Source organism: Thalassotalea sp. G2M2-11 (genome assembly GCF_017168195.1).
Taxonomy (GTDB): Bacteria; Pseudomonadota; Gammaproteobacteria; order Enterobacterales; family Alteromonadaceae; genus Thalassotalea_E.
In genome coordinates this window covers 1,285,987-1,309,995 of sequence record NZ_JADNYL010000001.1, presented here as the reverse complement: position 1 = coordinate 1,309,995, position 24,009 = coordinate 1,285,987, and the positions used below count along the sequence as shown (strand labels likewise).

The window sequence follows — 24,009 nt, the reverse complement described above, 5'->3', positions numbered from 1 at the left end:
ATGGCAAATGTGTTAGAAAAAATTGTTGCTGACAAACGTATTGAGGTAGAACGATTAAAAGCCAAGCGACCGCTTGACAGCTTTATTGCTCAACTAACCCCCTCGTTAAAAGATATGTATGCCGCATTAGATCGCAATAATGGCGTTTCGCACGCCGGCTTTATTCTGGAATGTAAAAAAGCCTCGCCATCAAAAGGATTGATCCGATCTGATTTTGATCCACTCGCTATTGCAAAAATTTATAACAAATATGCGGCGGCTATTTCAGTGTTAACCGATGAAAAATATTTTCAAGGACATTATGACTACCTGAAAATAGTGACTGACACAGTAGATTGCCCGGTGCTCAACAAAGATTTTTTTGTCGATACTTACCAAGTGTATCTGGCACGCTTTTATGGTGCTGATGCCATTTTATTGATGCTAAGTGTACTGAGCGATGAAGAATATCAAGCATTAGCCCAAGTGGCTGAGCAATATAACATGGCGATCCTGACAGAAATATCTACCGATGAAGAACGCGATCGTGCGGTAAGATTAGGCGCGAAGCTGATCGGTATCAACAATCGTAATTTACGTGATCTCAGCACTGATATTAACCGAACCTTTGAATTTGCCCCAACCATACCTGATGATCGCATTGTACTTTCTGAATCAGGCATTTATACCAATGAGCAAGTACGACAATTAGCGCCTGCCGTTGATGGTTTTTTAGTCGGCAGCTCTGTGATGGCACAGGCAGATATTGACTTAGCTTGTCGCCGGCTAATCTATGGTAATCATAAAGTTTGCGGCTTAACTTCACCAGAAGATGCTAACCTCGCTCGTCAGGCAGGAGCGCAATTTGGCGGGTTAATCTTTGCTGAAAAATCACCACGCTGTGTGACAAAAGAAACAGCGTTAACGATAGTAGAGCAAGTTCCTTCATTAAAGTATGTTGGTGTCTTTGTCGATCATAAACGCCAAGAAATTGCTGATATTGCACAAACACTTAAGCTTGATGCCGTGCAGTTACATGGCAATGAAGAGCAAGCATACATTGATGCACTCAGTAAACAACTACCATCTCACTGTCAAATTTGGAAAGCACTCGCTGTGGAACATAAAGTGCCGCAATTACCTGCTAACACGAAGCATTTTGTGCTAGACGGCAAACAAGCGGGCAGCGGAAAGCCATTTAATTGGCAGCAGCTTCAACACAGTCAACAAGATTTAGCTTCATGCTTTTTAGCCGGCGGCTTAAACAGTGACAATATAGAACAAGCATTAACCCTTGTTAATGAACACCCTTTATTTGGTTTGGATTTAAACTCAGGCGTAGAGCAAAGTCCAGGCAAAAAAAGCCGTGAAAAACTTGAGCAAGTATTCACGCAAATACGGAATTATTAATCATGACAACAACCACTCACACTAGCTTACCTGCCTATTTTGGCGAATTCGGCGGCATGTATGTTGGGGAATTATTAGTACCTGCCTTAGAGCAATTAGAACAAGCCTACATTGATTCACAAAAAGATGAAGCCTTCTTAAGTGAATTCAATGATTTACTAAAAAATTATGCTGGTCGACCAACACCTTTGACTTTAACCCGTAATTTAACCGATAACCCCTTAGCGAAAATTTACTTAAAACGTGAAGACTTATTACACGGCGGCGCACATAAAACCAATCAGGTATTGGGTCAAGCACTGCTCGCTAAAAAAATGGGTAAAAGTGAGATCATCGCAGAAACGGGCGCCGGACAACATGGCGTCGCCACGGCAATCGCTTGCTCATTGCTAGGCTTAAAATGCCGTGTGTATATGGGCGCTGTAGATTGTGAACGCCAACAGCCTAATGTCTTTCGCATGAAATTAATGGGTGCTGAAGTTATTCCGGTTAGCGCAGGCGCTGGCACATTAAAAGATGCGGTCAATGAAGCATTGCGTGATTGGTCAGCAAACTATGACAATGCACATTATTTATTAGGTACTGCCGCTGGGCCTCATCCGTTCCCAACAATCGTCAGAGATTTTCAAAAGATGATCGGTGAAGAAGCCAAACAACAATTACTTGCTCAAGAAGGTCGCTTGCCCGATTACGTGATCGCCTGTGTCGGTGGTGGCTCAAATGCCATTGGCATGTTTAATGACTTTATTCAAGAAACCGAGGTCAAACTCATCGGCGTTGAAGCTGGCGGTAAAGGTATAGAAACCTCTGAGCACGGCGCGACTCTTGCTGCTGGCACTAAAGGTATGCTCCATGGAAATTATACTTACATCATGCAAGATCAATATGGTCAAATTGAAGAATCTTACTCGGTATCTGCCGGGCTAGATTACCCAGCAGTTGGCCCGCAGCATGCGCATTTAAAAGAAACAGGCCGCGCGCAATATGTGCCCATTAACGATGATGAAGCATTAGAGGCCTTTCAAACCTTAGCGAGCTCCGAAGGGATCATCCCGGCACTTGAGTCCTCTCATGCCCTAGCACAAGCACTAAAAATGGCTAAAGAGGTCAAAGAAGAAACCGTATTTTTAGTCAATTTATCTGGACGTGGTGACAAAGATCTCGCCCACGTTCACACGGTATTACATCCAGAAGAAAATACAGCTAATAAGGAGCAAAGCTAATGACAACAATAACTAGCCCAGGTCAACGTTATCAACAATGTTTTGCTCGATTAGCAAATGAGCAGCAAGGTGCTTTTATTCCATTTGTTACCATTGGCGACCCAAATGCAGAATTATCTTTCAGTATTATCAAAAGCTTAATTGATAATGGCGCGGATGCGTTAGAGCTCGGTATTCCATTTTCTGATCCAAGCGCTGATGGCGTGACTATTCAAAATGCTGGCAAACGAGCATTAGCAGCGGGAATAAATACCGATATCTGTATCGACATTCTTAAAAAGGTTCGTGAATATTCGCCCGAAACTCCCATTGGTTTATTGCTCTACGGTAACTTAGTCTTTGCACGTGGTATTGAAAAGTTTTATCAGGACATGAGTGATGCTGGCGTTGACTCTGTACTGATCGCAGACTTACCAATACGAGAAAGTGAACGCTTTCGCCAAGCCGCGTTAAAAGCGAACATCGCGCCTATTTTTATCGCGCCACCGAATGCCAGTGATGCAACCTTAGCTAAAGTTGCACAATACAGTCAAGGCTATACCTATGTGTTAAGTCGTGCAGGCGTTACAGGTGTTGATGCGCCACAAACGGTCACACCAAGTTCAAGCTTATCGACAGAACGGTTATTGGACGTACTCAAAACCAATCAAGCGGCGCCAGCAGTCATAGGTTTTGGTATTTCAACGCCAAACCAAGTCAAATCGGCATTAAGCACAGGGGCTTCAGGAGCGATTAGTGGCTCAGCCGTGGTGAAAATTATTGAAAATAATTTAGCGAATGAGCAACAAATGCTCGGTTCATTAGGTCAATTTGTGCAACAAATGAAAGCCGCAACTATGCTTAATTAACGCTTGATGAACAGGAACATAAATAAACGGGGCTATTGCTAAGGCCCCGTTTTTACTTTTCATATCTACACTAATTAGCGCTATGATTAGCTTGCTGTTGACTGGCTATTTTCATCTTGTTCACTTTCTTTTTGAGTCACTATTACCACTTTGGCAAATTTAGGATGAATAACAAAATAGACACTGATCGCACATAACAACATACCCATCATACTTTGCACAGTTAATGCCTCATCAAACAGCAACCATGCCTGAATCGCTGTCACAGGCGGTACTAAATAAAAGTAACTTGTCACCTTAGATGCGTCTCCTTGTTCCACCATATACATCAACAGTAAAATCGCCACCACCGATAACATCACAACTAACCAGACAAGGCTTGCAATAAACTCAGGATGCCAGATCACCGGCTGACCGCCATCAAATAATGCCATAGGCACAAATACCAATAAGCTGGCAATATACTGCCAGCAAACAGAAGGTAATAATGGCTGATTTTGACAAAAACGTTTTTGATAAAGTGTGCCTATCGTGATCCCCAATAACGCAACAAAAGTAAAAACTAAAGCGCCTGCTGACACATTATCTAAGCTTAATCCACCAGAAACGACTAATGACAAGCCTATTAAGCCAAATACAAGCGCTAACCATTGGATGATCGATAAGCGAGAATGAAAAATAAAAATGGCTAAGATACTGGTTAGTAGCGGCTGCAAACCGACAATAATCGCGGTTAGTCCCGCTGGAATACCGTAACTAATAGCGCTATAGACACCGCCAAGATAAGCACAGTGGATCAACAACCCTGTTACCATCGCGTGAAAAATTTGCACTTTATTTAACTTGTTTTGCTTAAAAATCAGCAATAACACAATAAAAATAGCAACATTAGCTAAGCTTCTTAAGGTAAGAAAATCGCCAGCAGAGGCATAAAACAAACCTAACTTAGTGCCAATAAAACCGGTACTCCACAAAAGCACAAAGATAAACGGAATAAATTTTTTCAGCATAATGATAGCTATAGATGAAAAGATAGCTTCAGATTAAAGCAATTCTCCACTATCGAATAGCTACAAAATTGCCCTCAGCGATACTATACAGTTTATTTTTGCTGTTGTATTAGCTGCGCGGAGGTAGTTCATCATGCTTAGGTAATTGTTGAGTCTCTTTATACCAACAAGCTTTTGATTGCCAAAATATATTTTGCTGAGGCCTGATCTTAGGGTCTTCATCAAGAGTGCCAGCAGGAATAACGTAAGTTTTACCTTGTTTGGCCAACCAAGGTAGTGAACTACCACATGATTTACAAAAACAAGTGGCAAAATACTTAGTATCTTCAGGTTCATAACGTCCAAGGTATTCTTGGCCACTCAGCCAAGTCAATTTATCGGGTTCAACAAAAATATTGGCAGCATGAGCTGAACCGGTAAACTTGCGACAACGCGAGCAATGGCAATACTGAAAAACCTGAAATGGGGGGTCAATTTGATAAGTAACTTTAGCGCAGAGACAACTACCTTTCATATTAGCTTCCTTTAACGAATACACGATAGGTTACAGTGTAAAAGCTAATCATTAAATTGACGAATCACTGCTTTTTATATTGATGATAAAAAAAACGCGTGCTAATGATTAACACGCGTTTTTAGCTATCGATAAAAAATTACTTAACCTGAGATTTTTGCCCAAGTATCACGCAAGCCAACCGTGCGGTTAAACACTAAATTGTCTTGGCTCGCTTCTTTGTTATCTAAACAAAAATACCCTTGGCGCTCAAACTGAAATGCTTGCTCAGGCTTAGCTTGTGCTAAATAAGGTTCGACTTTAGCGTGTTCAATAGTGACTAATGACTCAGGGTTCATTACTGCATGAAAATCTTCTGCTGCTGCCGGATTTGGCACAGTAAATAAGCGATCATATAAACGTACTGTTGCATTTAAACTTTGCTCTGCACTGACCCAATGGATCACACCTTTAGGCTTAGTACCATCTTCTGGATTTTTGCCTAAGGTATTCTCATCATACTGGCAATAAACCGTTGTGATGTTACCATTTTCATCTTTATCGCATCGAGTAGCCGTCACCACATAAGCGCCGCGTAAACGGACAGCTTTATCTAAAACCAAGCGCTTGTATTTCTTATTGGCTTCTTCTCTGAAATCTTCTGCTTCAATGTATAACTCTTTTGAAAATGGTACGATACGTGTGCCTTGGCTCTCATCACTCGGGTGATTTTTCACAGTCAATTGCTCTACTTGCCCTTCTGGGTAGTTTTCAATCACTAATTTAATCGGGTCGAGTACCGCCATAGCGCGAGGTGCATTGTCATTCAAATCTTCACGAATACAAGCCTCTAACACACTCATTTCAACGGTATTATCCATTTTCGTCACGCCAATACGCTTAGTAAACTCACGTAAAGACGCTGGTGTATAACCACGACGACGAAACGCTGCAATCGTTGGCATACGTGGATCATCCCAGCCATCGACGAGTTTTTCTGTCACCAGTAAATTTAACTTACGCTTACTCATCACGGTATATTCAAGGTTTAAACGTGAAAATTCATATTGTCGTGGGCGCGATTCAATTGAAATATTGTCTATCACCCAATCATATAAACGACGGTTATCCTGAAATTCTAGGGTACATAACGAATGAGTAATGTTCTCGATAGCATCAGAAATACAGTGGGTAAAGTCATACATTGGATAAATGCACCACTTGTCGCCCGTTTGATGATGATGAGCAAACTTCACGCGATAAATCACCGGATCACGCATACACATAAAGCTAGACGCCATATCAATTTTCGCGCGCAGTGCACATTCACCTTCTTTAAACTCACCTTTCTTCATTTTTTCAAATAAAGCTAAGTTTTCTTCCGGCGAGGTATCACGGTACGGACTATTTTTGCCCGGTTGTTTCAAGGTTCCACGATATTCACGAGTTTGTTCAGCATTAAGGAAACAAACATAAGCTAACCCTTTTTCAATTAATTCAACCGCATAGCCATATAAACGGTCGAAATAATCAGAAGAATAGTGAATATCACCCGCCCATTGATAACCAAGCCATTGCACGTCTTCTTTGATCGAATTAACGTAATTGATATCTTCTTTTTCTGGATTAGTATCATCAAAGCGTAGATTACATAAACCGTTGTAATCTTGTGCAATTCCAAAATTTAAGCAAATAGACTTGGCATGACCAATATGCAAATAGCCATTAGGCTCAGGTGGAAAACGCGTCTGCACACTGGTATGTTTACCATTTTCCAGATCGGCATCAATTATTTGGCGTATAAAATTAGTAGGACGGTTTTCAGCTTCCGACATCCACAGAACCTCAAGTAAATATATCTAAATGTAATTGCGCGGCATTATATCAAGTTTTTTCAACGAGAATAGCAACAAAATCGCTTTTTATAGTCAAAACTTAACTTTGCAATAAGCCAAGATGCTTAAATACTTCTGTGTTCGGAAAACCATCGGCCACTAAGTTCTGTTTCAGTTGAAATTCGCGGATAGCTTTACGACTATTAGGTCCCCAAATACCATCAGGCTCTCCAGTATTAAACCCCAGTTCGTTTAGCCTTGCTTGTAACTTTTCTAATTGAGTACGGCTATAGGGTAAAGGCTGAGCATTAGCTAAAGAACGAACCCCTTTAGCGCCGACTAATTTATCCGCAAGGATCCCCACCGACAAGGCGTAATTTTTAGATAAATTCCACTTCATGATCACAGAAAAATTCTGATAAACCAAAAATGCATGGCCTTGATGACCGTTAGGTAACACTAGCTCTGCTTGCGTTTTATATTGGGGTAATGGCTGACCATTGGTTTGCTTCACTCCCATTTGGGCAAATGTTGCTAATGGATAGCGAGTATCGAACTCTATGGCGCTAAAATCAAAATCATCAGGTAATAATACTTCACGTCCCCAACGCTCATTGCCTTGCCACCCTATTTGGTGCAAGTAATTAGCAGCGCTGGTTAACGCGTCGATTTCACTTTGCCATACATCAATTTTACCATCGTTGTCGCCATCAACCGCATATTTTTTTAGTGCGCTTGGCATAAACTGCATATGCCCCATAGCCCCAGCCCACGAGCCTTTTAACTGCTCTTTTGTTACCACATCTTGGTCAATTAAACGAAATAGCGTAAATAATTCTCCAGTAAAGTATTCACTGCGACGTTGATCACACGCTAGCGTCGCTAATGAATTTAATATCGGCATCTTACCTTTATGCTTGCCAAATACAGTTTCTAAGCCCCAGAATGACACTAAGTATTGTGGCGGAATGTGATACTGTTGTTGTAGTTGCGCCAGTAATTTTTTATGAGATTTAAGTAATTGTCTGCCCTTGTTAATGTGATATTGGCTGACCCGTTTTTTTACATATTGCGCAAAACTTTGCGCAAACTCAGGTTGGCGCTTATCTAGCGTTATCACGCGCTGAACCGGTGATAAATCTTGAATAATAGAAAGAATATCTGAAGAAAATTCCTGAGCGACGGCACGCTGTTCAAAACGTTGCTGACATTGACTAAAAGCATCAGTGTCAATATTGGCAAAGGTAAATGGAGAAAAACTTAATACCGAAAAAGCGAAAGTTCGCATCGCTCGTACAACAAATTGAGTCATAAAACCCTATCCTATCTATGATAACTACTTCATGGTTACACTTTTGTTTACCAGATAGCTCCATCATATAATGAGTTATACAGATAACAAGTGCTATGACCAAAATTTGGCGGCTTTCTTATGGCAAAGTTAAGAATGAAATGGTGATTTGGGCTAAAGTAACTTGTTTCTCCTATACATTTGAACATTGTCATTTAACCGATGTGACTACTCCTAAGTAAATAAGTCGCTATTGTCTTTTATCTTGATAGACAACATATTTATTACGCCCTGTCGCTTTCGCTTCATACATTGCGCTGTCAGCAAATGTTAGTAGTTCATCGACATCGTTTCCTTGTTCTGGATATAAGGCAATTCCAATACACGCTGAAATTTTTACCTCGTGGCCTTTTAGCATAAAAGGGGTCGATAATACTTGTCTGATCTTATTAGCGATATATTCAATAACGGTAATATGATCATTTTCAGAAAGGATCACTGCAAATTCATCACCACCTAAACGAGCAACTGTATCTGATTTTCTTACCGATTCTGTTAGGCGTTTGGCCACTTGCTGCAGCAATAGATCACCAAAAGCATGCCCTAAGGTGTCATTCACTTGTTTAAAACCATCGAGATCAATAAAAAACAAAGCAACATTACGTTGATCTCGATGAGCCAGTTCTAACATTTGGGAGAACAGATTCATGAACAGGTTGCGATTTACTAAACCAGTTAAGGCATCAAAATTTGCCTGACGATACATTTCATCATCATTTTTCTTACGTTTGGTAATATCACTAAATAATGCCACATGTGCCTCTAGTTTACCTTCTTCATCCTTGATTTGGGTAATGGATAGCCATTCATAATAGGCTTCCCCACTTTTTTTACGATTACACACTTCCCCTTGCCAACAACCATTTTTTTCTAATTCAGAGAACATAGTTTGATAAAACTCTTTATCATGGTGACCCGAACTTAAAATTTTCGGGTTTTTTCCTATCACTTCCTCTTCACGATACCCCGTAATTTCGCTATAAGCATCATTCACCGCCACAATATAATTATTAGCATCAGTGATCATCACAGCCTCGGTTGCTGTTTGAAACACTGTTGAGGCTAGTCTGAGCTCTTTTTCGTCTTCTTTTCTTTTTGTAATATTCTCTTTTATCGCCACATAACTAGTAATAATGCCCCGCTTATTTCTTAACGGATAGACATGAGCCCGTTCCCAATAGATTTCACCACTGGCTCGGAGGTTATGAAAATCTCCCTCCCAATGCTGTCCTTTAGTAATGGTTTGCCATAAGTCTTTGTAGACATTTTCATTCATTGCTCCTGACTTTAACACTCGAGGGTTTTTGCCGATCACATCTTCGGCTGTGTAGCCAGATTCGCTCAAAAATTTTCGATTAATATAGGTTATATGCCCGACAAGATCGGTAGTCACAATTGATACAGGGCTTTGTTCGACGATTTGTGCCAATTGATATTGCATTTCTTCTAACTGTTTTTTTCGTTGAAGTAAGTACAGCAAAATTCCGGCAATCAAAAGTAGAAAAATAATGCTGAATACCTGTAACAACTGATATTGTCGATTTGTCTTATCTATTTCAGCAACTTTCTTATCGACTAATTGTTCTAAATTAGATTGATAGTGCCATAACTCCTCTTTAAGCTGGCGTTGATTTGAGATATCAACAATGATCGAGAAAAGTAATGACTGCCCCTCAATAACAATAGGATTAGTGTACACTTCTACTGTTTTGACCTCACCACCAGAGGTTTGATGACGAAAGATAAAAAACTCGAGCTGCTCTTTATCTGCTCTTTTGAGCTCTTGTGAAACTTGCTCGGTACTTAACATATTAATATCGCTAATATTAAGCTTTTTAAAATGCGCTTTGGGATATCCATAGAATTGGCTAGCTGCCTGATTAGCCCTGACAATATCGCCGCTATCTGGCGAAATAAGCAACATAACGGCACTGTGATTATCAAAAATAGAAAAGAAATGATTAGCTGGTTGAGCGATCACTTTACTGCACAGCGACAAATAAACAAATATCAGAATTTGAAAAAGCTTGCTCATTAATGATGACCTCCATGCTTGAATGTGCTCAAGTCAAACAATAGCGCACAACACACATTTATATGTTGTTCAACTACCGCTTAATATCATCCCTAGCTTGGCAGCTTGAAAAAACATTACCACTAGCAATAATTGTCACAAATATAGTATAGCTGCTTAGATGAGTATATTATTGATACCAATCAAAAATATTCTTATTAAACATTCATTCCCTCGAAAGCTGAGCTTCTCAACTACAAAGCACTTTTTTTATACCAACGGATCAGTTCTTTTTGATCCGCAGGCGCTTCTAATCCCAGATCCATTAACTCTCGGGCTTGCTCTGCCAATATTTGCTCAGATTTATGCTCTATTTTTTCTAACATTTGATAGAACAAAGTCAGTTCAGCGGTAGAAAATACGCTTTCGAGTTGTTTAGCTCGCTTATCCATTGCACTGTTCAATTGTTGGTAAAGTACTCGCCCTTGCTCTGTTAGCACAAGATTTTTCACATTTTTCTTATGCTGATCGGCTTGTGCACTAATTAATCCTTCTGCTAACAGCTTTTTCACTGCACGACTTACGGTATAAGAATCTAAGCGAGACTGGTATGCAATATCCGCTGATTTAATTGGCATATAAGAACCAATATTGATTAATACTCGCATTTCACGTGGATCTAATGACGATAAATTACGAATTTTCCAATCACGATTGAGTGCTAATAAATTACTCACCACCGCAATACGAAATGGTAAATGTTGAGAAAGATCGAGTGGGTTGTCTAATGTATCCGTCAATTGAAAAGCTTGACTACGTGCTGACTGTTTAATTTTCTTGCCTTTTTAAAGCATTATTTTAATCAAACTTTAGCATTTTTTATTAATAAATAAAGTGTTAGCTGATACATAACAACCAAGATGTTGCATATGCAACATTTTTGGCGTACAGTAAAATTATCTTAGTGACCATAAATTGGAGAATATCATGCCTTTAGTTACCCCGCTTGCTAGCGACGAAAATGTGGAAGTTGCTGAACTTGCAAAGTTTTTTAATGAAACACTTGGTTTTTGCCCCAATAGCGTGCTCACAATGCAACGCCGTCCAGCAATCGCTACAGCTTTTATCAACCTAAACAAAGCCGTGATGGCAAATGAAGGCCGAGTAACAGCTGAACAAAAGCGTTTAATTGGTTATTTAACCAGTGCCAATACTGGCTGTCGTTATTGTGAAGCTCATACTATCCTAGCTGCTGAACGTTATGGTGGTAGTGCTGAACGCTTAGCTGAAATATGGTCATTTCGCACCAGTGATTTATATAGCACAGCAGAAAAAGCTGCCTTTGAGTTTGCCCTAGCAGCGTCAAGTGTGCCCAATGCGGTCGATAGTGAAATTGCAGATGCACTACACCAATACTGGGATGAGGGTGAAATTGTAGAAATATTAGGTGTTATCTCTTTATTTGGCTTTTTAAATCGTTGGAATGACTCAATGGGCACCACCATGGAAGATGGTGCAGTAGATGCGGGAGAAAGATTACTCTCGCAATCAAGTTGGACCCGCGGCAAACACACATAAACATTATCGAATGCGCGATAGACAATGGTGAAGTCTCAATTACGCCGCGATTACATACCTAAGGCACTGCTTCACCGTTTCTCGCTTCAAATAGTCGATACCAGTCTTCTCTTGAATAAGCTAACGATAATGCAACCTTTGCCGCTTTAATGCGCTCAGGGTTGGTCGAACCCACAATAGGCGAGATACCAACAGGATGACGCAGTAACCAGGCTAATACCACTTGCCATGGTTGGCATTGATATTTTTCAGCTTGCTTATTCAATTCATTTTCAATGCGCTGCTCATCTTCAATGCTGAAGGTATTTCCCCACGCAGAATAGGCGACACCGCCAAGAGGACACCAAGCAATTGGCATTATATTATGTTGCTGGCATTGATCTAAGACACCATTGTGAAAAGCATCTACATTATGGATATTGATTTCCACTTGATTCGCCACTAATGGCATCGACATTTTATCACGTAATAAATTCACCTGAGAAGCGGTAAAATTACTGACACCAAATGCTTTAACTTTGCCGCTGGCTTTTAAAATAGCAAACGTTTCTGCTACTTCATCAGCATCCATTAAGTAATCAGGTCGATGAAGTAAAAACATGTCTAGTTGTTCTATGCCTAAGCGCTGTAATGAGCCCTCAACACTTTCCAGCAGATACTTTTGACTAAAATCATAATGAGTGGGGGCATAATCACCACTATTAGCTCTGGGGCGGATCCCGGCTTTTGAAGTGATGATCATTTGTTCACGCAATTGTGGTGATTCTTTTAATAACTCACCAAATAACAACTCACTTTCACCCTTGCCGTAAATATCAGCATGGTCAAAATGATTATACCCTGCCTCAATGGCAGCCCGCACCGCCAGTTTTCCTTTGTTACGGTCAGCTTCACTATTATCCCCAGTAATACGCATACAGCCATAAATTAACCGTGAACTGTCTAATGTAAATTGTGAATTTGATATGTATTCCATAATCGAGCCATCTCAATAAATTTTCTCTCAATATAACAAGTCTTTGACAACTAAGCATAGTTGTTCTCTATAATGGTTAGAAATATCGATAGAAGTTGTTAACGTGCAAAATAATATTTTTTCAATCATTCCTGCTATTCGTCCCCCCTTTTTATTTCTAGCGCCAATTTGCGTCTGTTATGGTGCAGCAATTGCGGCTTTCGAAGGGCAAGCAGTTAATGCTGATACACTCACCCTCGCACTTATCGGTGCTGTTTTAGCACTTATTTCAGTGAATTGTTTTAATGAATATCAAGATTATCAAAGTGGTTTAGACAGCAACACGAAACGCACCCCTTTTAGTGGTGGCAGTGGTTTATTGGTTAAACACCCCGCATTAGCACAACGCGTTAATCGCCTTGCTTATTTATCTCTATCACTGACTTTTTGCATTGGGCTATACTTTGCCTATCAAATTGGCCTTATCATTATTCCAGTCGGTTTACTTGGTATTGCTATTATCTACTTCTATACCTCACACCTTAACCAGTCGCCTTTTGCTTGCCTTATTGCTCCAGGATTAGGATTAGGCGTGTTAATTCCATTTGGTAGCTACTTTGTCTTAACCCATAATGTTATGACACAGCATATTATTTTGTTAATCATCCCCTTTTTACTGATCAATAATTTACTATTACTTAATCAATACCCTGACATTGAAGCAGATAAACAAGCTGGCAGACGCCACTTCCCGATTCAATTTGGTGTCAACATCAGTAACTGGGTTTACGCTGGTTTTTCATTGTTAGCGATTGTTTTTCTGTTGATAGCAGTTTTGCTATTGGGATTACCTAAGCTGTTGTTAGTCGCTATTGTACCAATGTCATTGTCAGCAATATCGCTCTACGGCATGACTAAGCTCAAAAACAATATTGCAACACAGCCGCATTATCTGGCATTCAATGCTATTGCCGCTAACCTAACCCCCATCATTATTAGCGTTATTTTATTTCACTATTCACCTCTATAAAACTGGAGATCAGCCTGCTATATTAGCGGGCATTGTTAATTTGCTTAGTTAATAAGGTTTTGTGTGCAACACTTTATTTGGAATGTCGATCCAGTTTTACTATCCATTGGTCCAATTTCTATTCACTGGTACGGCGCTTTGTTCGCCAGCGCAATTTTTGCGGGTTTATATTTGATGAAATGGATATTTCAACAAGAAAAACAAAATGTTGAATCCTTAGATAATTTATTAATCTACGTAGTAATTGGTGTGATAGTTGGTGCTAGACTCGGCCACTGTTTATTTTATGATCCCCAATATTATCTGGCCAATCCACTGAAAATTTTCGCCATCTGGGAAGGTGGGCTAGCCAGCCATGGTGGCGGTTTAGGTGCGATTATAGGCACTTACCTCTATTGCAGAAAAAATCCATTTAGCTTTATTTGGTTACTTGACCGTTTAGCCATTGCCACCGCGCTATTCGGCATTTTTGTTAGAAGTGCAAACTTTGTCAATGCCGAAATATTAGGTAAGCAAACCGATGTACCTTGGGGCATTGTTTTTGCTCGCATTGATAATATTGTTCGCCACCCTGCGCAATTATATGAAGCTGTGGCCTATGCATTCATTTTTATCGTGCTCACGATCATTTACCGCACCACCAAAGCAAAAAATCATCAAGGTATGCTGCTTGGCATATTCTTAGTGATGACATTTAGCGCACGGTTTATCATTGAATTTTTCAAACAACAACAAGCGGCTTATCAAATACAAGCCTCACTTAATACCGGACAAATGCTCAGTATTCCCTTTTTCTTAATAGGTGTAACGCTGATTGTGTGGTCATTGAAATCAGTCAAAACTGAGACTAGGTAATACCATTAATGGCAAAAAAATATTACGTAATATGGAAAGGTGCGCAAACCGGCATCTTTGATAACTGGCCCCAAGTTCAGCAATTAACAGCTGGCCGAGCAGATGCACAATATATGGGATTTCCCAGTCAAGCAGAAGCACAAGCAGCGTTTACACAGACATACACTAAAGCCTTAATGAAGCGTTCATTAACGAAAGGAAATAGTAATACGGATAAAAAAAGCAGTGTAAGTAGTCAAAAATCTCGCCAAGTGAGCAATCATGCCGATATAAATATTTATAGTGATGGCGCATGTTCACCTAACCCAGGTAAATCAGGTACAGGGATTGCTGTCTACCAGAAAGAGCAATTATCTGAGCTTTGGTACGGCTTATATCACCCTAATGGCACCAATAATACCGCTGAGCTTAATGGCTTGCTTGAAGCTTTAAAATTAGGCCAACTATACATCAATCAAGGAAAACAGGTTCAGGTACTGTCAGACTCTAAATACTCTATCGATTGTATTACTAAGTGGGCAGCAGGCTGGCAAAAAAAAGGCTGGAAGAAAGCCGATGGTCAAGCGATTAAAAACCCTGAGTTAGTCCAAGCTTGTTATCAACTCTACTTAGCCTTAAAAGCTAAACTGATCATCACGCATGTTAAAGGACATGCCGATATTGAAGGTAATGAACTCGCTGATCGCATGGCGGTGTATGCCCGTATGCAGCAAGAAACTGGTTTTGTGCAATATAAAGAAAAAATCGATATTGCCAACATACTAGCCATGCCATCGGGTTAATAAATGCAAATATAAAGCACACTCATCAGGTGTGCTTTATAAAGCTTACTATTATTAGGAAAGCGTCGACTTCAATTGTTCACTTAATGACTCAAACTTCTGCTCTATTTGATGAGCATTATTAAGTAACGTGTTGATTTTTGTTTTATTTTTAATAAAAATTTCTTTTAGGTACTCTTCCTGTTCCTCATTTAAGTCTAAGTAGGAAAATGCCATATCCATTTCTTCGCTCATATATTCGAATAAACCACTGACTTTCACATCATGTGATTTAAGATCAGCTAAAATCTCACTAAGTGATTGATGGGTTAAATTAAGTGCTTTGACAACACTATGTTGCTTTTGCTGCTCCAATATCAATTCTGTAGCCAAAGATTGCATTCTAGCTTCAACACCATTGAGTAATGACGCTAAGTGATCACGGTATCGACCTGCTTTATCTTCATCATCGGGCATTCGGCGAACCAAAATAGAAGCTTGATCAAAATTAAATAAACAGCGGTTGCCAAAGCTATATATTCGACCAAGCCCCTCAGCTTGAGCCATCAATCTCTCTTCTATTTCATTCACTTTACCAGAGGTGCTTTGTGTTATATCTTCATTTTTCGTGCGTATTTGTAAAACGGCGTTCAGTTCAAAATTTTGTAATGTTGTTAATGTATGCTCACACAAACTTTCGTATGACTTTTGATGTTGTAAATTATTTAAGAAGTTATTTAGTTCACCTATCTCACCACTATTGGTCATGGAGGTCATAGCAATTTGCATGGCATTTTGTGTTTGCTCATATTGGCTAGCAAGCTGCTGTCGATACTCTATCGCTTGTTTGATTTTTACCTGCAATTCAGGGAGTTCGATAGGCTTGACAATATAGTCATCAGCGCCAGCTTCATAGCCTTTCATTTTTTCATCCACACTGTCCATAGCACTTAGAAAAAATATCACTGAATCTTGAAACTGCGGTTGTTCTCTAATTCTTTCACATAACTCAAAGCCATCCATGCCTCCGGGCATTCTTACATCAAGTAAAAAAGTACATGAAATATCATGCCTCATACTTGCTAAACATGCTTCACCACTATCAAAACTCAAGGTCGAGTAATCATTTTTTAAAAACCGTTCAAGCAACTTCCTGTTGGCAGCTTCGTCATCAACAATAACAATATAATGTTCATTTAACACAACACACTCCCATTAATTACTGGTACTAGCAATTATTTAGTAGCAACTTCACCTAAAGTATTCAGTAGAAACTTCTTACCTTACTAATGACTATAGTCAGCTCTGGATAAGTTGCTATTAGTTTTTAGAAAATCCATTATTTAGCTATTGGCAAATCTATCCAAAACTTAGTTCCTACTTCTGGCGTAGAATTAAAATCAATCTGTCCCCCCATACCTTCAACAATTTGTTTAGTCAAAGCTAACCCGAGCCCTGTACCTTCTATCGACGAATTATCAAATGAAAGGCGTTCAAAGCGTTCAAAAATAACTTGTTTATCTGTTTGTAAAATTCCTACGCCCGTATCAGCGACACTAATACGTAGGTAATCGTTATCAATAAGTTCTGTCGTGACTGTTACGCTCCCATCATTACAATTATATTTTATAGCATTTGACAAGATATTTAGCAGCGCCTGTTTGCCACGTAGAGGATCGATTATGATACTAGGCAAACCAGCAGTACTTTGATCACTGATAGTAATATTTTTACCTAAAGCCAAACCATTCGCCCACTGGATACACTCTGTTAACCAATGGTTAGTGTCTATAGCTTTCAAAGCAAAAGTCATTTTGCCCGACTCAATCTGCGCTAAATCTAATATTTCATTAATCAATGAAAGTAAATGACGTGAAGCCGTTAATATTTGCTTAACATTGTCATTTTGTTCTTCTGTTAACCCTTGTTCATCCTGTGATAATAGCTGCGCAAAGCCTAAAATAGCGTTAAGGGGGGTACGTAATTCATGGCTCATTGACGATAAGAATTGAGATTTAGCTTGATTAGCTTGTTCTGCAGATTCAGCTAACTGCCTAAGTCGGCTTTCTCGTTGTTTATCTTTGGTTAAATCTCTAATAATGGCGCAATAACTGAGCTCTTTATCCACTTTAATTTCATTAACACCTATCGATATTGGAAATTCACTGCCATCTTTTTTTACCGCGACTAATTCGTTACTTTTAATAATGCTCTTAGAAAAGGGAATATCGAGTTCACCGGCAAGAAACTCTGTTACTTGAGATTTTCCATAGCCTGAAAGTAAACATGCGACATTTTGGCCAATCACTTCACTCGCTTGATAATTAAAAAAATATCCAGCTGCATTATTAAACTTTTGAATAATGCCTTTTTCATTGACCACTATGATCCCTTCAGCAGCGTTCTGAAAGATGGTTTTTAAAAATAGCTCACTCTTACTCAGCTGCTTTTGCACAACCTTTTGCTGTTGTTGATGATTAATAATGGCTTGAGTAAACTCATTAATCACCTGCATTAACTCTTCAATTTCAGTTGGTATCGCCCCTTCATAGACTATCGGATGATAGTCAAAAACATCACGTTGCTTAAACGATTTAATTGCCTGCTGTATGGCGGTAATAGGATTGATAAGTTTGCATCGAAAATACCAAACTACGCTGCCTGCAAAGCATAGTAATAACAATATGGCAAAGGTTCCCGATTTTAAGATCGAGATCAATACATTATCGATAGTGTCAAATAGCTCATTGCTGTTCTTTACTTGACGCCCACTTAAGTAGTTTTCAAGCTCTTTCAAAGCCTCTATCGCGTCTAAATTATATAAGTCCATATTAGTTAATTGGCGCTGTTGTAAACGCTCCATTTCCATTAACTTCGCAAAATAATCATCAACAAAAGAGACTAATTTATTAATAGTGACTTGTTCCCTTCGCTCCATCGGTAGCTGCTGGTACTGAGAAAGCTTATCTGAAACCGATTTTAATTGTGCTTTTGCATCGTCTAGAAATTCTTTATCACCTGAAAGTAAATAGTTTTTAAAATGATGAATAGCACCACCATAACCTATCAATTCTCGAATTTGACTAACTAAACTCGTCTTCTGATAAATACTTTGATGTTGTATCGCCCAATTTTCTCCTACTTTGTTGGCATAATATGTTGCTTGCCAAAAAACAAAGCTACTAACAACAATTGCTAATATAAAACCAATTAAGGTAAACCAAGCAAAAGTAGTAATTTTCAGTAATCTATTCATACGATACCTTATTTCATTGCAGAACAAATATTAGCCACACTGACTAGATGACATTAGGTTTATCTCACTAAGAGATCAAACATCTTGCAAATTAATTCCCAGCCAGCACGTTTTTGTAAAGTGAGATCCACAATAATGCTTGCTAAGTGAAATCCCCAGATTAGAATAGTGGATAAGCCATATAGCTCGAAGCAATATCGCCTAAACGACAGTTAAAAAGATGTATTGCTATGGTATTAAGAAAATTATCTTGTTTACTGATTATCGCTGTATTTTTCGTTAGTCAGTCAAAGGCTGGGCATGTTCAGCCACTAAAACTTAACTTTGCCTCAATTGCCAAGTTAGGCGAGCAAGAAGTTGCCAGCATCGTACTGCCACAAATCTATCAGCAAATACAACAACCTATTTCAATTACTCCATTACCAGCTAACCGTGCCCAGCATGAGGCCAACCGTGGCATAAAAGATGGCGAAATTTTGCGTATCTATAGCTATGGCGAAGAAACGCCAAATGTTATCCGTGTACCGACGCCTTATTACTATTTTACCACGGCAGCATTTTCCCGAAAAAACACCTCCATTACAATTAATAGGCCAGCAGATTTGGCGCATTATCGTATTGGGGTTGTCAGGGGGGTGAAGCATACTGAAAATGCAACCAAAAAGCTTAGCAATGTCTCTCTCAGTAATAGCACTAGAGAATTATTTCATCAATTATCCATAGGCAATATAGATATTGCTTTAACAAGTTTTCAAGATGGGCAATTTCTGATCAAGCAACTCGGTAATGACAAATTTAAAGTGGTGCACCCAGCCTTAGTGTATGAGTCTCTTTTTCATTACCTCAATAAGAAACATGAAAAATTAGTAACACCAATTAATCAAGTTATTAAACGCCTTAAAGCAACAGGTGAGCTAGAGAAAATGCTCATACAAGCGCAACAACAGGTGTATCGATAACAATGGCCGAACAAAAGATATTTATAATTGGTTTACCACGCACCGGCACGACCAGTGTCTGTAGTAAATTTTTAGCATTAGGATATCGGGTTGCTCATACTGCTTATACGCAACAGACTTTCGAGCATGCACAAGTGATTGCGGACACTCCTGTTTTTAATGACTTTAAGACATTAGACAACTACTACCCTGATAGCAAATTTATCTATTTAACCAGAGACATCAATGCGTGGTTGCCCTCTATCAAACAATTATTACAACGCATGTATGCTAATGTTATCCGTCACGATGGTGGTTTTAACCCAATCATCAAACGTTGCTATCAACAAACATTCGCTCCTTTTACTGAGCAAAATATCAATAATGACGATTTCTTAATTCGTTGCTATCAAAAGCACCAACAACAAGTAACACAATACTTTGCCGATAAACCCGCGCAATTATTTACCTTTTCTGTGACGCAAACTGAAAGCTTTCAACAATTACACGACTTTTTACAGCTACCAACACCGATCACCTCATTTAACCGGTTAAATATTGGCGGTAAGATCACGGCTTGGAAAGAGTTATCTCACCCGAATAAAATCGCCTCAACCCGCAACGGCAAAACAACTACGCTAGATTATCTACAAGCATTATCATCACAAGATTGTGTAAATTAAAATAAGTATAAAGCGGAATTAACACCTTCTCTCGCTAAGCGTTTCTCTACCATCAAAAAAAATGTAATTTATTATGAAAAATTACTTAACACCTTTCAAAATTCGTGTAGATTAATAATTAAGCACTTCATAGCGAGGAAATTAAGTGAAGCCAACTGATACCAGCAACTATCAACATTTCCTAAAAGTGGTAGATTGCCAATATGCTTGCCCTGCTCATACCCCTGTTCCTGAATATATTCGTTTAATTGCCGAAAAACGCTACACCGAAGCCTATATGATTAATTGGCAGTCTAATGTTTTCCCCGGTGTATTAGGCCGTGTGTGTGATCGTCCTTGTGAACCGGCGTGCCGCCGCACACGTGTTGAAGAAAAACCTGTCGCAATTTGTCGATTAAAACGTGTCGCCGCTGATTATAAAGAAGATATTCATCCCTTTATTCCTCAAACACCGACACAAAAAAATGGTAAACGTATCGCCCTCATTGGCGCAGGACCAGCATCGCTTACTGTTGCTCGAGATCTCCTCCCTTTGGGCTATGACATTGTGCTATTTGAGAAAGATGCCAAAGCCGGCGGCATGATGCGCAGTCAAATCCCCGCATTTCGCTTACCCGAAACAGTGCTCGATGAAGAGTTAGATTACATACTCGACATGGGCGTGGAAGCTCACTTTAATGAAGAAATATCAAGTCTGAAAAATCTGCTTAAAGCCAACTTCGATGCTATTTTTGTTGGTACTGGCGCACCACAGGGACGATGGTTAGAAATAACGGGCCATGATAAAACCTCGGGGCAAGTCGATACCGGCATTAACTGGTTATCGAATGTCACCTTTGGACATATCACCGAGGCAGCCAAACGTGTCGTCGTACTCGGTGGCGGTAATACGGCCATGGACTGTTGCCGCACCGCTAAACGTCTTGGTGCACAAGAAGTCACCGTGCTCGTACGTTCGAGTTTTGAGGACATGAAAGCTTCTCCTTGGGAAAAAGATGACGCCCTTGCCGAAGGCATTGAAATAAAACCAAATTACACACCACTTGAGTACGTAATTGAAGATGATAAATTGATCGGCGTTTTGTTTGCTCAAGTCGCCTCAGAATATGACAAGTTTGGTAAACGTACCCTAAAAGAAACAGGTGAGACTTTGATGGTTCCCTGTGATCAAGTGTTAGTCGCAGTTGGTCAAGATACCGCATTCCCATGGATAGAACGAGATATTGGTTTACGCTTTAATAAATGGGGACAGCCTGCTCTAAAGAAAGCCACACTGCAATCGACCTTAGATAAGGTATTTTTTGGGGGAGACGCCGCCTTTGGGCCAGAAAATATCATTTCAGCGGTAGCAAACGGTCACCAAGCCGCTATTTCTATCGATTTATTCTGCCAAGGTAAAAGCCCTGAGCATGAACGTCCTGAAACAGGCTTTAATTTGATCAGCCAAAAAATGGGGATTCATGAGTGGAGTTATCAAAGCCAAATTAATCATGAAAAGCGTAACAATGTCCCCCACGTAGATTGGCAACAAGCCGTTAAAGAGCTTAACACTGAAGTTGAACTGGGCTTTGATGAAAAACTTGCATTGGAAGAAGCCCACCGCTGCTTAAACTGCGATGTTCACACTATCTTCAATGAAAGTACCTGTATCGAATGCTCAGCCTGTGAAGATGTTTGTCCAATGGATTGTATTAACTTTGTTGAGCTCGACAGCTCAGCAAAACAAAACGAGCAGCAGCAATTACAGGATCAACTCAGAGTGAAAGAGTTTAATCCTGAGCAAGAGATGTTGATATCTGACAGCTTAAAAACGGGTCATATTATGGTTAAAGATGAAGATGTTTGCTTGCACTGTGGTTTATGCGCTGAACGCTGCCCAACAGGTGCTTGGGATATGAAAAAATTGGTCATTGATAATATTGGAGCAACCATCAAATGAGCAAATCTGCGGTTTCTACAACAAAAAAACAACTGATCAATAACTTTGTGGTTCGCTTTGCCAACACCAATGGTACTGGCTCAGCAAGTGCCAACAATATGTTCGCTAAAGCCATTCTTCGTATGGGCATCCCAGTGAGTGCAAAGAATATCTTTCCGTCAAATATTCAAGGCATGCCAACATGGTATGAAGTGCGGATCAGTGAGCACAACTATTTAGCAAGGCGGGGCGGCAAATCAGAACTGGTAGTCGCCATGAACGCCCAAAGCCTAGTAGATGACATTGACAGCGTTAAATCAGGGGGCTTTTTGCTATATGATTCAAGCAAGCAACTCCCCGAGCAATTACTCAGAGATGATATTGAATACCTCGGCATCCCCATTTCAGCTATTTGCCAAAAAGAATATCAAGATCCAAGACAACGACAATTATTTAAAAATGTCATCTATGTTGGCGCACTTGCCGCATTGTTAAACATTGAATTTGACGTATTAAAAGCCCTCGTTGGCGATCAATTTAAGGGCAAAGAGAAACTGATCACTCCAAATATCTATGCCCTTGAACTTGGCTATCAATTTGCCAACCATCACTTTAGTTGCCCTCTACCTATTAAAGTAGAGCGCAGAGATCTGATCAACGATCGTATTATGGTCGATGGCAATACGGCAACCGGGTTAGGCGCGGTCTACGGTGGCGCCACTGTGGCGGGTTGGTATCCCATCACACCTTCTACTTCTGTAGTAGAAAAGTTTGCAAACTATTGTCAGCGCTTAAGAATAGACCCCGCATCAGGTAAAAGGAACTTTGCCTTAGTACAAGCTGAAGATGAGCTGGCGGCAATAGGTATTGCAATTGGTGGTGGCTGGAATGGTGCACGTGCCTTTACCGCTACAAGCGGACCGGGAATCTCCTTAATGAGTGAATTTTTAGGGTTAGCCTATTTCGCTGAAATTCCCATGGTACTAATAGATGTACAACGTGCTGGCCCTTCCACCGGCATGCCTACGCGTACGCAACAATCGGATATTTTATCTTGTGCCTACGCCTCTCATGGCGACACCAAGCAAGTACTATTATTTCCCCAGTCCCCTAAAGAGTGTTTTGATTTAACCGCCGAGGCATTTGAACTCGCCGATCAATTGCAAACTCCAGTGATTGTAATGAGCGATCTCGATTTAGGCATGAATGATCATTTAACCGAGCCATTTAGCTGGGATGACAATAAACAATATAATTTAGGCAAAGTCCTAACTGCCGAGCAATTAGATAGTATTGAAACATATGGCCGTTACCTTGATACCGATGGTGATGGTATCTGTTATCGCACCTTACCTGGTACGCACCCTGAAAAAGGGGCATTTTTTACGCGGGGAACCTCACGCAATGAATATGCAGGTTATACGGAAAAATCCGACGACTATGTCGCTAACATGCAACGACTAGAGAAAAAGTTTGCTACCGCCGGTAATTTAGTGCCGAAACCTGAAATTCAACAAGGTAAGCAATTAGCAAAACTGGGTTTGATCTATTTTGGTACCAGTAGCCATGCCATCAGCGAAGTACTTGAACAACTAAAAGAGCATGGCTTAACGGCAGATACCTTGCGCATTAAAGCCTTCCCCTTTCAAGCAGCCATCAGTCAATTTATCGAGCAGCATCAAGAAGTCTATGTCATTGAGCAAAACAGAGACGGCCAAATGCGCTCTTTGTTGATCAATGAGTTATCCATCGCTCCCGACAATCTCAACTCAATTGCAAATTATGATGGATTGCCGCTCACCAGTGACTTTGTGGTTTCAGGCATCTTGGCAAGTTTATCGAATGCGTTATCAAAACAGCATGTCAGTTAAG

At 40.0% G+C, this 24,009-nt stretch carries 20 protein-coding genes; 11 read left to right on the top strand and 9 right to left on the bottom strand.

Going from position 1 to position 24,009, the window contains the following annotated elements:
* From trpCF to trpA, 3 genes are read left to right on the top strand one after another with little or no spacing between them, the layout of a single operon-like run.
* Complete coding sequence (trpCF, locus tag IV514_RS05645; protein WP_206483922.1) at positions 1–1,389, top strand: bifunctional indole-3-glycerol-phosphate synthase TrpC/phosphoribosylanthranilate isomerase TrpF; 1,389 nt, start codon at positions 1–3, stop codon at positions 1,387–1,389.
* Positions 1,390–1,391: 2 nt separating this feature from the next.
* Positions 1,392–2,612 (top strand): tryptophan synthase subunit beta, encoded by a 1,221-nt coding sequence (gene trpB, locus IV514_RS05640; protein ID WP_206483921.1) that lies wholly within the window; start codon positions 1,392–1,394, stop codon positions 2,610–2,612.
* Entirely contained in the window at positions 2,612–3,460 is an 849-nt protein-coding gene (trpA, locus tag IV514_RS05635; RefSeq protein WP_206483920.1) for a tryptophan synthase subunit alpha, read from the top strand. The genes trpB and trpA overlap by 1 nt, the downstream gene beginning before the upstream one ends.
* A gap of 86 nt (positions 3,461–3,546) precedes the next feature.
* Here trpA and IV514_RS05630 read toward each other — a convergent pair whose 3' ends face one another.
* The 6 genes from IV514_RS05630 to IV514_RS05605 form a co-directional block, all read right to left on the bottom strand.
* Positions 3,547–4,470 (bottom strand): DMT family transporter, encoded by a 924-nt coding sequence (locus IV514_RS05630; protein WP_206483919.1) that lies wholly within the window; start codon positions 4,468–4,470, stop codon positions 3,547–3,549.
* 109 nt (positions 4,471–4,579) lie between these two features.
* Positions 4,580–4,984 (bottom strand): GFA family protein, encoded by a 405-nt coding sequence (locus IV514_RS05625; protein ID WP_206483918.1) that lies wholly within the window; start codon positions 4,982–4,984, stop codon positions 4,580–4,582.
* Between the two features lie 143 nt (positions 4,985–5,127).
* The gene (glnS, locus tag IV514_RS05620; protein ID WP_206483917.1) at positions 5,128–6,798 is read right to left on the bottom strand and encodes a glutamine--tRNA ligase; all 1,671 of its coding nucleotides are present in this window, start codon (positions 6,796–6,798) and stop codon (positions 5,128–5,130) included.
* Positions 6,799–6,898: 100 nt separating this feature from the next.
* Positions 6,899–8,110 carry a lytic murein transglycosylase gene (locus tag IV514_RS05615; protein WP_206483916.1) on the bottom strand — a complete coding sequence of 404 codons (1,212 nt, stop codon included), beginning with the start codon at positions 8,108–8,110 and terminating at the stop codon, positions 6,899–6,901.
* A gap of 229 nt (positions 8,111–8,339) precedes the next feature.
* Positions 8,340–10,184, bottom strand: a complete 1,845-nt coding sequence (locus IV514_RS05610) for a PAS domain S-box protein (protein ID WP_206483915.1) — start codon at positions 10,182–10,184, stop codon at positions 8,340–8,342.
* Between the two features lie 233 nt (positions 10,185–10,417).
* The gene (locus IV514_RS05605; protein WP_206483914.1) at positions 10,418–10,963 is read right to left on the bottom strand and encodes a MarR family transcriptional regulator; all 546 of its coding nucleotides are present in this window, start codon (positions 10,961–10,963) and stop codon (positions 10,418–10,420) included.
* Positions 10,964–11,150: 187 nt separating this feature from the next.
* On the opposite strand from IV514_RS05605, the gene IV514_RS05600 reads away from it, so the two are divergent.
* Positions 11,151–11,741: a carboxymuconolactone decarboxylase family protein gene (locus IV514_RS05600; protein WP_206483913.1), complete on the top strand. Its 591-nt coding sequence runs from the start codon at positions 11,151–11,153 to the stop codon at positions 11,739–11,741.
* Between the two features lie 58 nt (positions 11,742–11,799).
* Here the strand turns inward: IV514_RS05600 and IV514_RS05595 are convergent, their stop codons facing one another.
* The gene (locus tag IV514_RS05595; RefSeq protein ID WP_206483912.1) at positions 11,800–12,717 is read right to left on the bottom strand and encodes an aldo/keto reductase; all 918 of its coding nucleotides are present in this window, start codon (positions 12,715–12,717) and stop codon (positions 11,800–11,802) included.
* Between the two features lie 103 nt (positions 12,718–12,820).
* On the opposite strand from IV514_RS05595, the gene IV514_RS05590 reads away from it, so the two are divergent.
* The 3 genes from IV514_RS05590 (at position 12,821) to IV514_RS05580 (ending at position 15,363) form a co-directional block, all read left to right on the top strand.
* A complete protein-coding gene (locus tag IV514_RS05590; protein ID WP_206483911.1) occupies positions 12,821–13,726 on the top strand; it encodes a prenyltransferase in 906 nt (301 codons plus the stop codon).
* 63 nt (positions 13,727–13,789) lie between these two features.
* On the top strand, positions 13,790–14,581 hold the full coding sequence (gene lgt, locus IV514_RS05585) for a prolipoprotein diacylglyceryl transferase (protein ID WP_206483910.1): 792 nt from the start codon (positions 13,790–13,792) through the stop codon (positions 14,579–14,581).
* An 8-nt stretch (positions 14,582–14,589) separates the two neighbouring features.
* Positions 14,590–15,363: a ribonuclease H family protein gene (locus tag IV514_RS05580; RefSeq protein ID WP_206483909.1), complete on the top strand. Its 774-nt coding sequence runs from the start codon at positions 14,590–14,592 to the stop codon at positions 15,361–15,363.
* Between the two features lie 54 nt (positions 15,364–15,417).
* On the opposite strand, the gene IV514_RS05575 is transcribed toward IV514_RS05580, so the two are convergent.
* Together IV514_RS05575 and IV514_RS05570 are read right to left on the bottom strand one after the other, a co-directional pair.
* Complete coding sequence (locus IV514_RS05575) at positions 15,418–16,545, bottom strand: response regulator (RefSeq protein WP_206483908.1); 1,128 nt, start codon at positions 16,543–16,545, stop codon at positions 15,418–15,420.
* A gap of 136 nt (positions 16,546–16,681) precedes the next feature.
* The gene (locus IV514_RS05570; protein WP_206483907.1) at positions 16,682–18,598 is read right to left on the bottom strand and encodes an ATP-binding protein; all 1,917 of its coding nucleotides are present in this window, start codon (positions 18,596–18,598) and stop codon (positions 16,682–16,684) included.
* A gap of 230 nt (positions 18,599–18,828) precedes the next feature.
* Here IV514_RS05570 and IV514_RS05565 point away from each other — a divergent pair, with 230 nt between their 5' ends.
* The 4 genes from IV514_RS05565 to IV514_RS05550 all read left to right on the top strand — a co-directional run bounded on the left by IV514_RS05565 (position 18,829) and on the right by IV514_RS05550 (position 24,008).
* Positions 18,829–19,557 carry a transporter substrate-binding domain-containing protein gene (locus tag IV514_RS05565; RefSeq protein ID WP_206483906.1) on the top strand — a complete coding sequence of 243 codons (729 nt, stop codon included), beginning with the start codon at positions 18,829–18,831 and terminating at the stop codon, positions 19,555–19,557.
* A 2-nt stretch (positions 19,558–19,559) separates the two neighbouring features.
* A complete protein-coding gene (locus IV514_RS05560; protein WP_206483905.1) occupies positions 19,560–20,219 on the top strand; it encodes a sulfotransferase family protein in 660 nt (219 codons plus the stop codon).
* A gap of 145 nt (positions 20,220–20,364) precedes the next feature.
* Positions 20,365–22,158 (top strand): FAD-dependent oxidoreductase, encoded by a 1,794-nt coding sequence (locus IV514_RS17680; RefSeq protein WP_206483904.1) that lies wholly within the window; start codon positions 20,365–20,367, stop codon positions 22,156–22,158.
* Positions 22,155–24,008 carry a 2-oxoacid:acceptor oxidoreductase subunit alpha gene (locus tag IV514_RS05550; RefSeq protein WP_206483903.1) on the top strand — a complete coding sequence of 618 codons (1,854 nt, stop codon included), beginning with the start codon at positions 22,155–22,157 and terminating at the stop codon, positions 24,006–24,008. The genes IV514_RS17680 and IV514_RS05550 overlap by 4 nt, the downstream gene beginning before the upstream one ends.
* Position 24,009 lies beyond the last annotated feature (1 nt).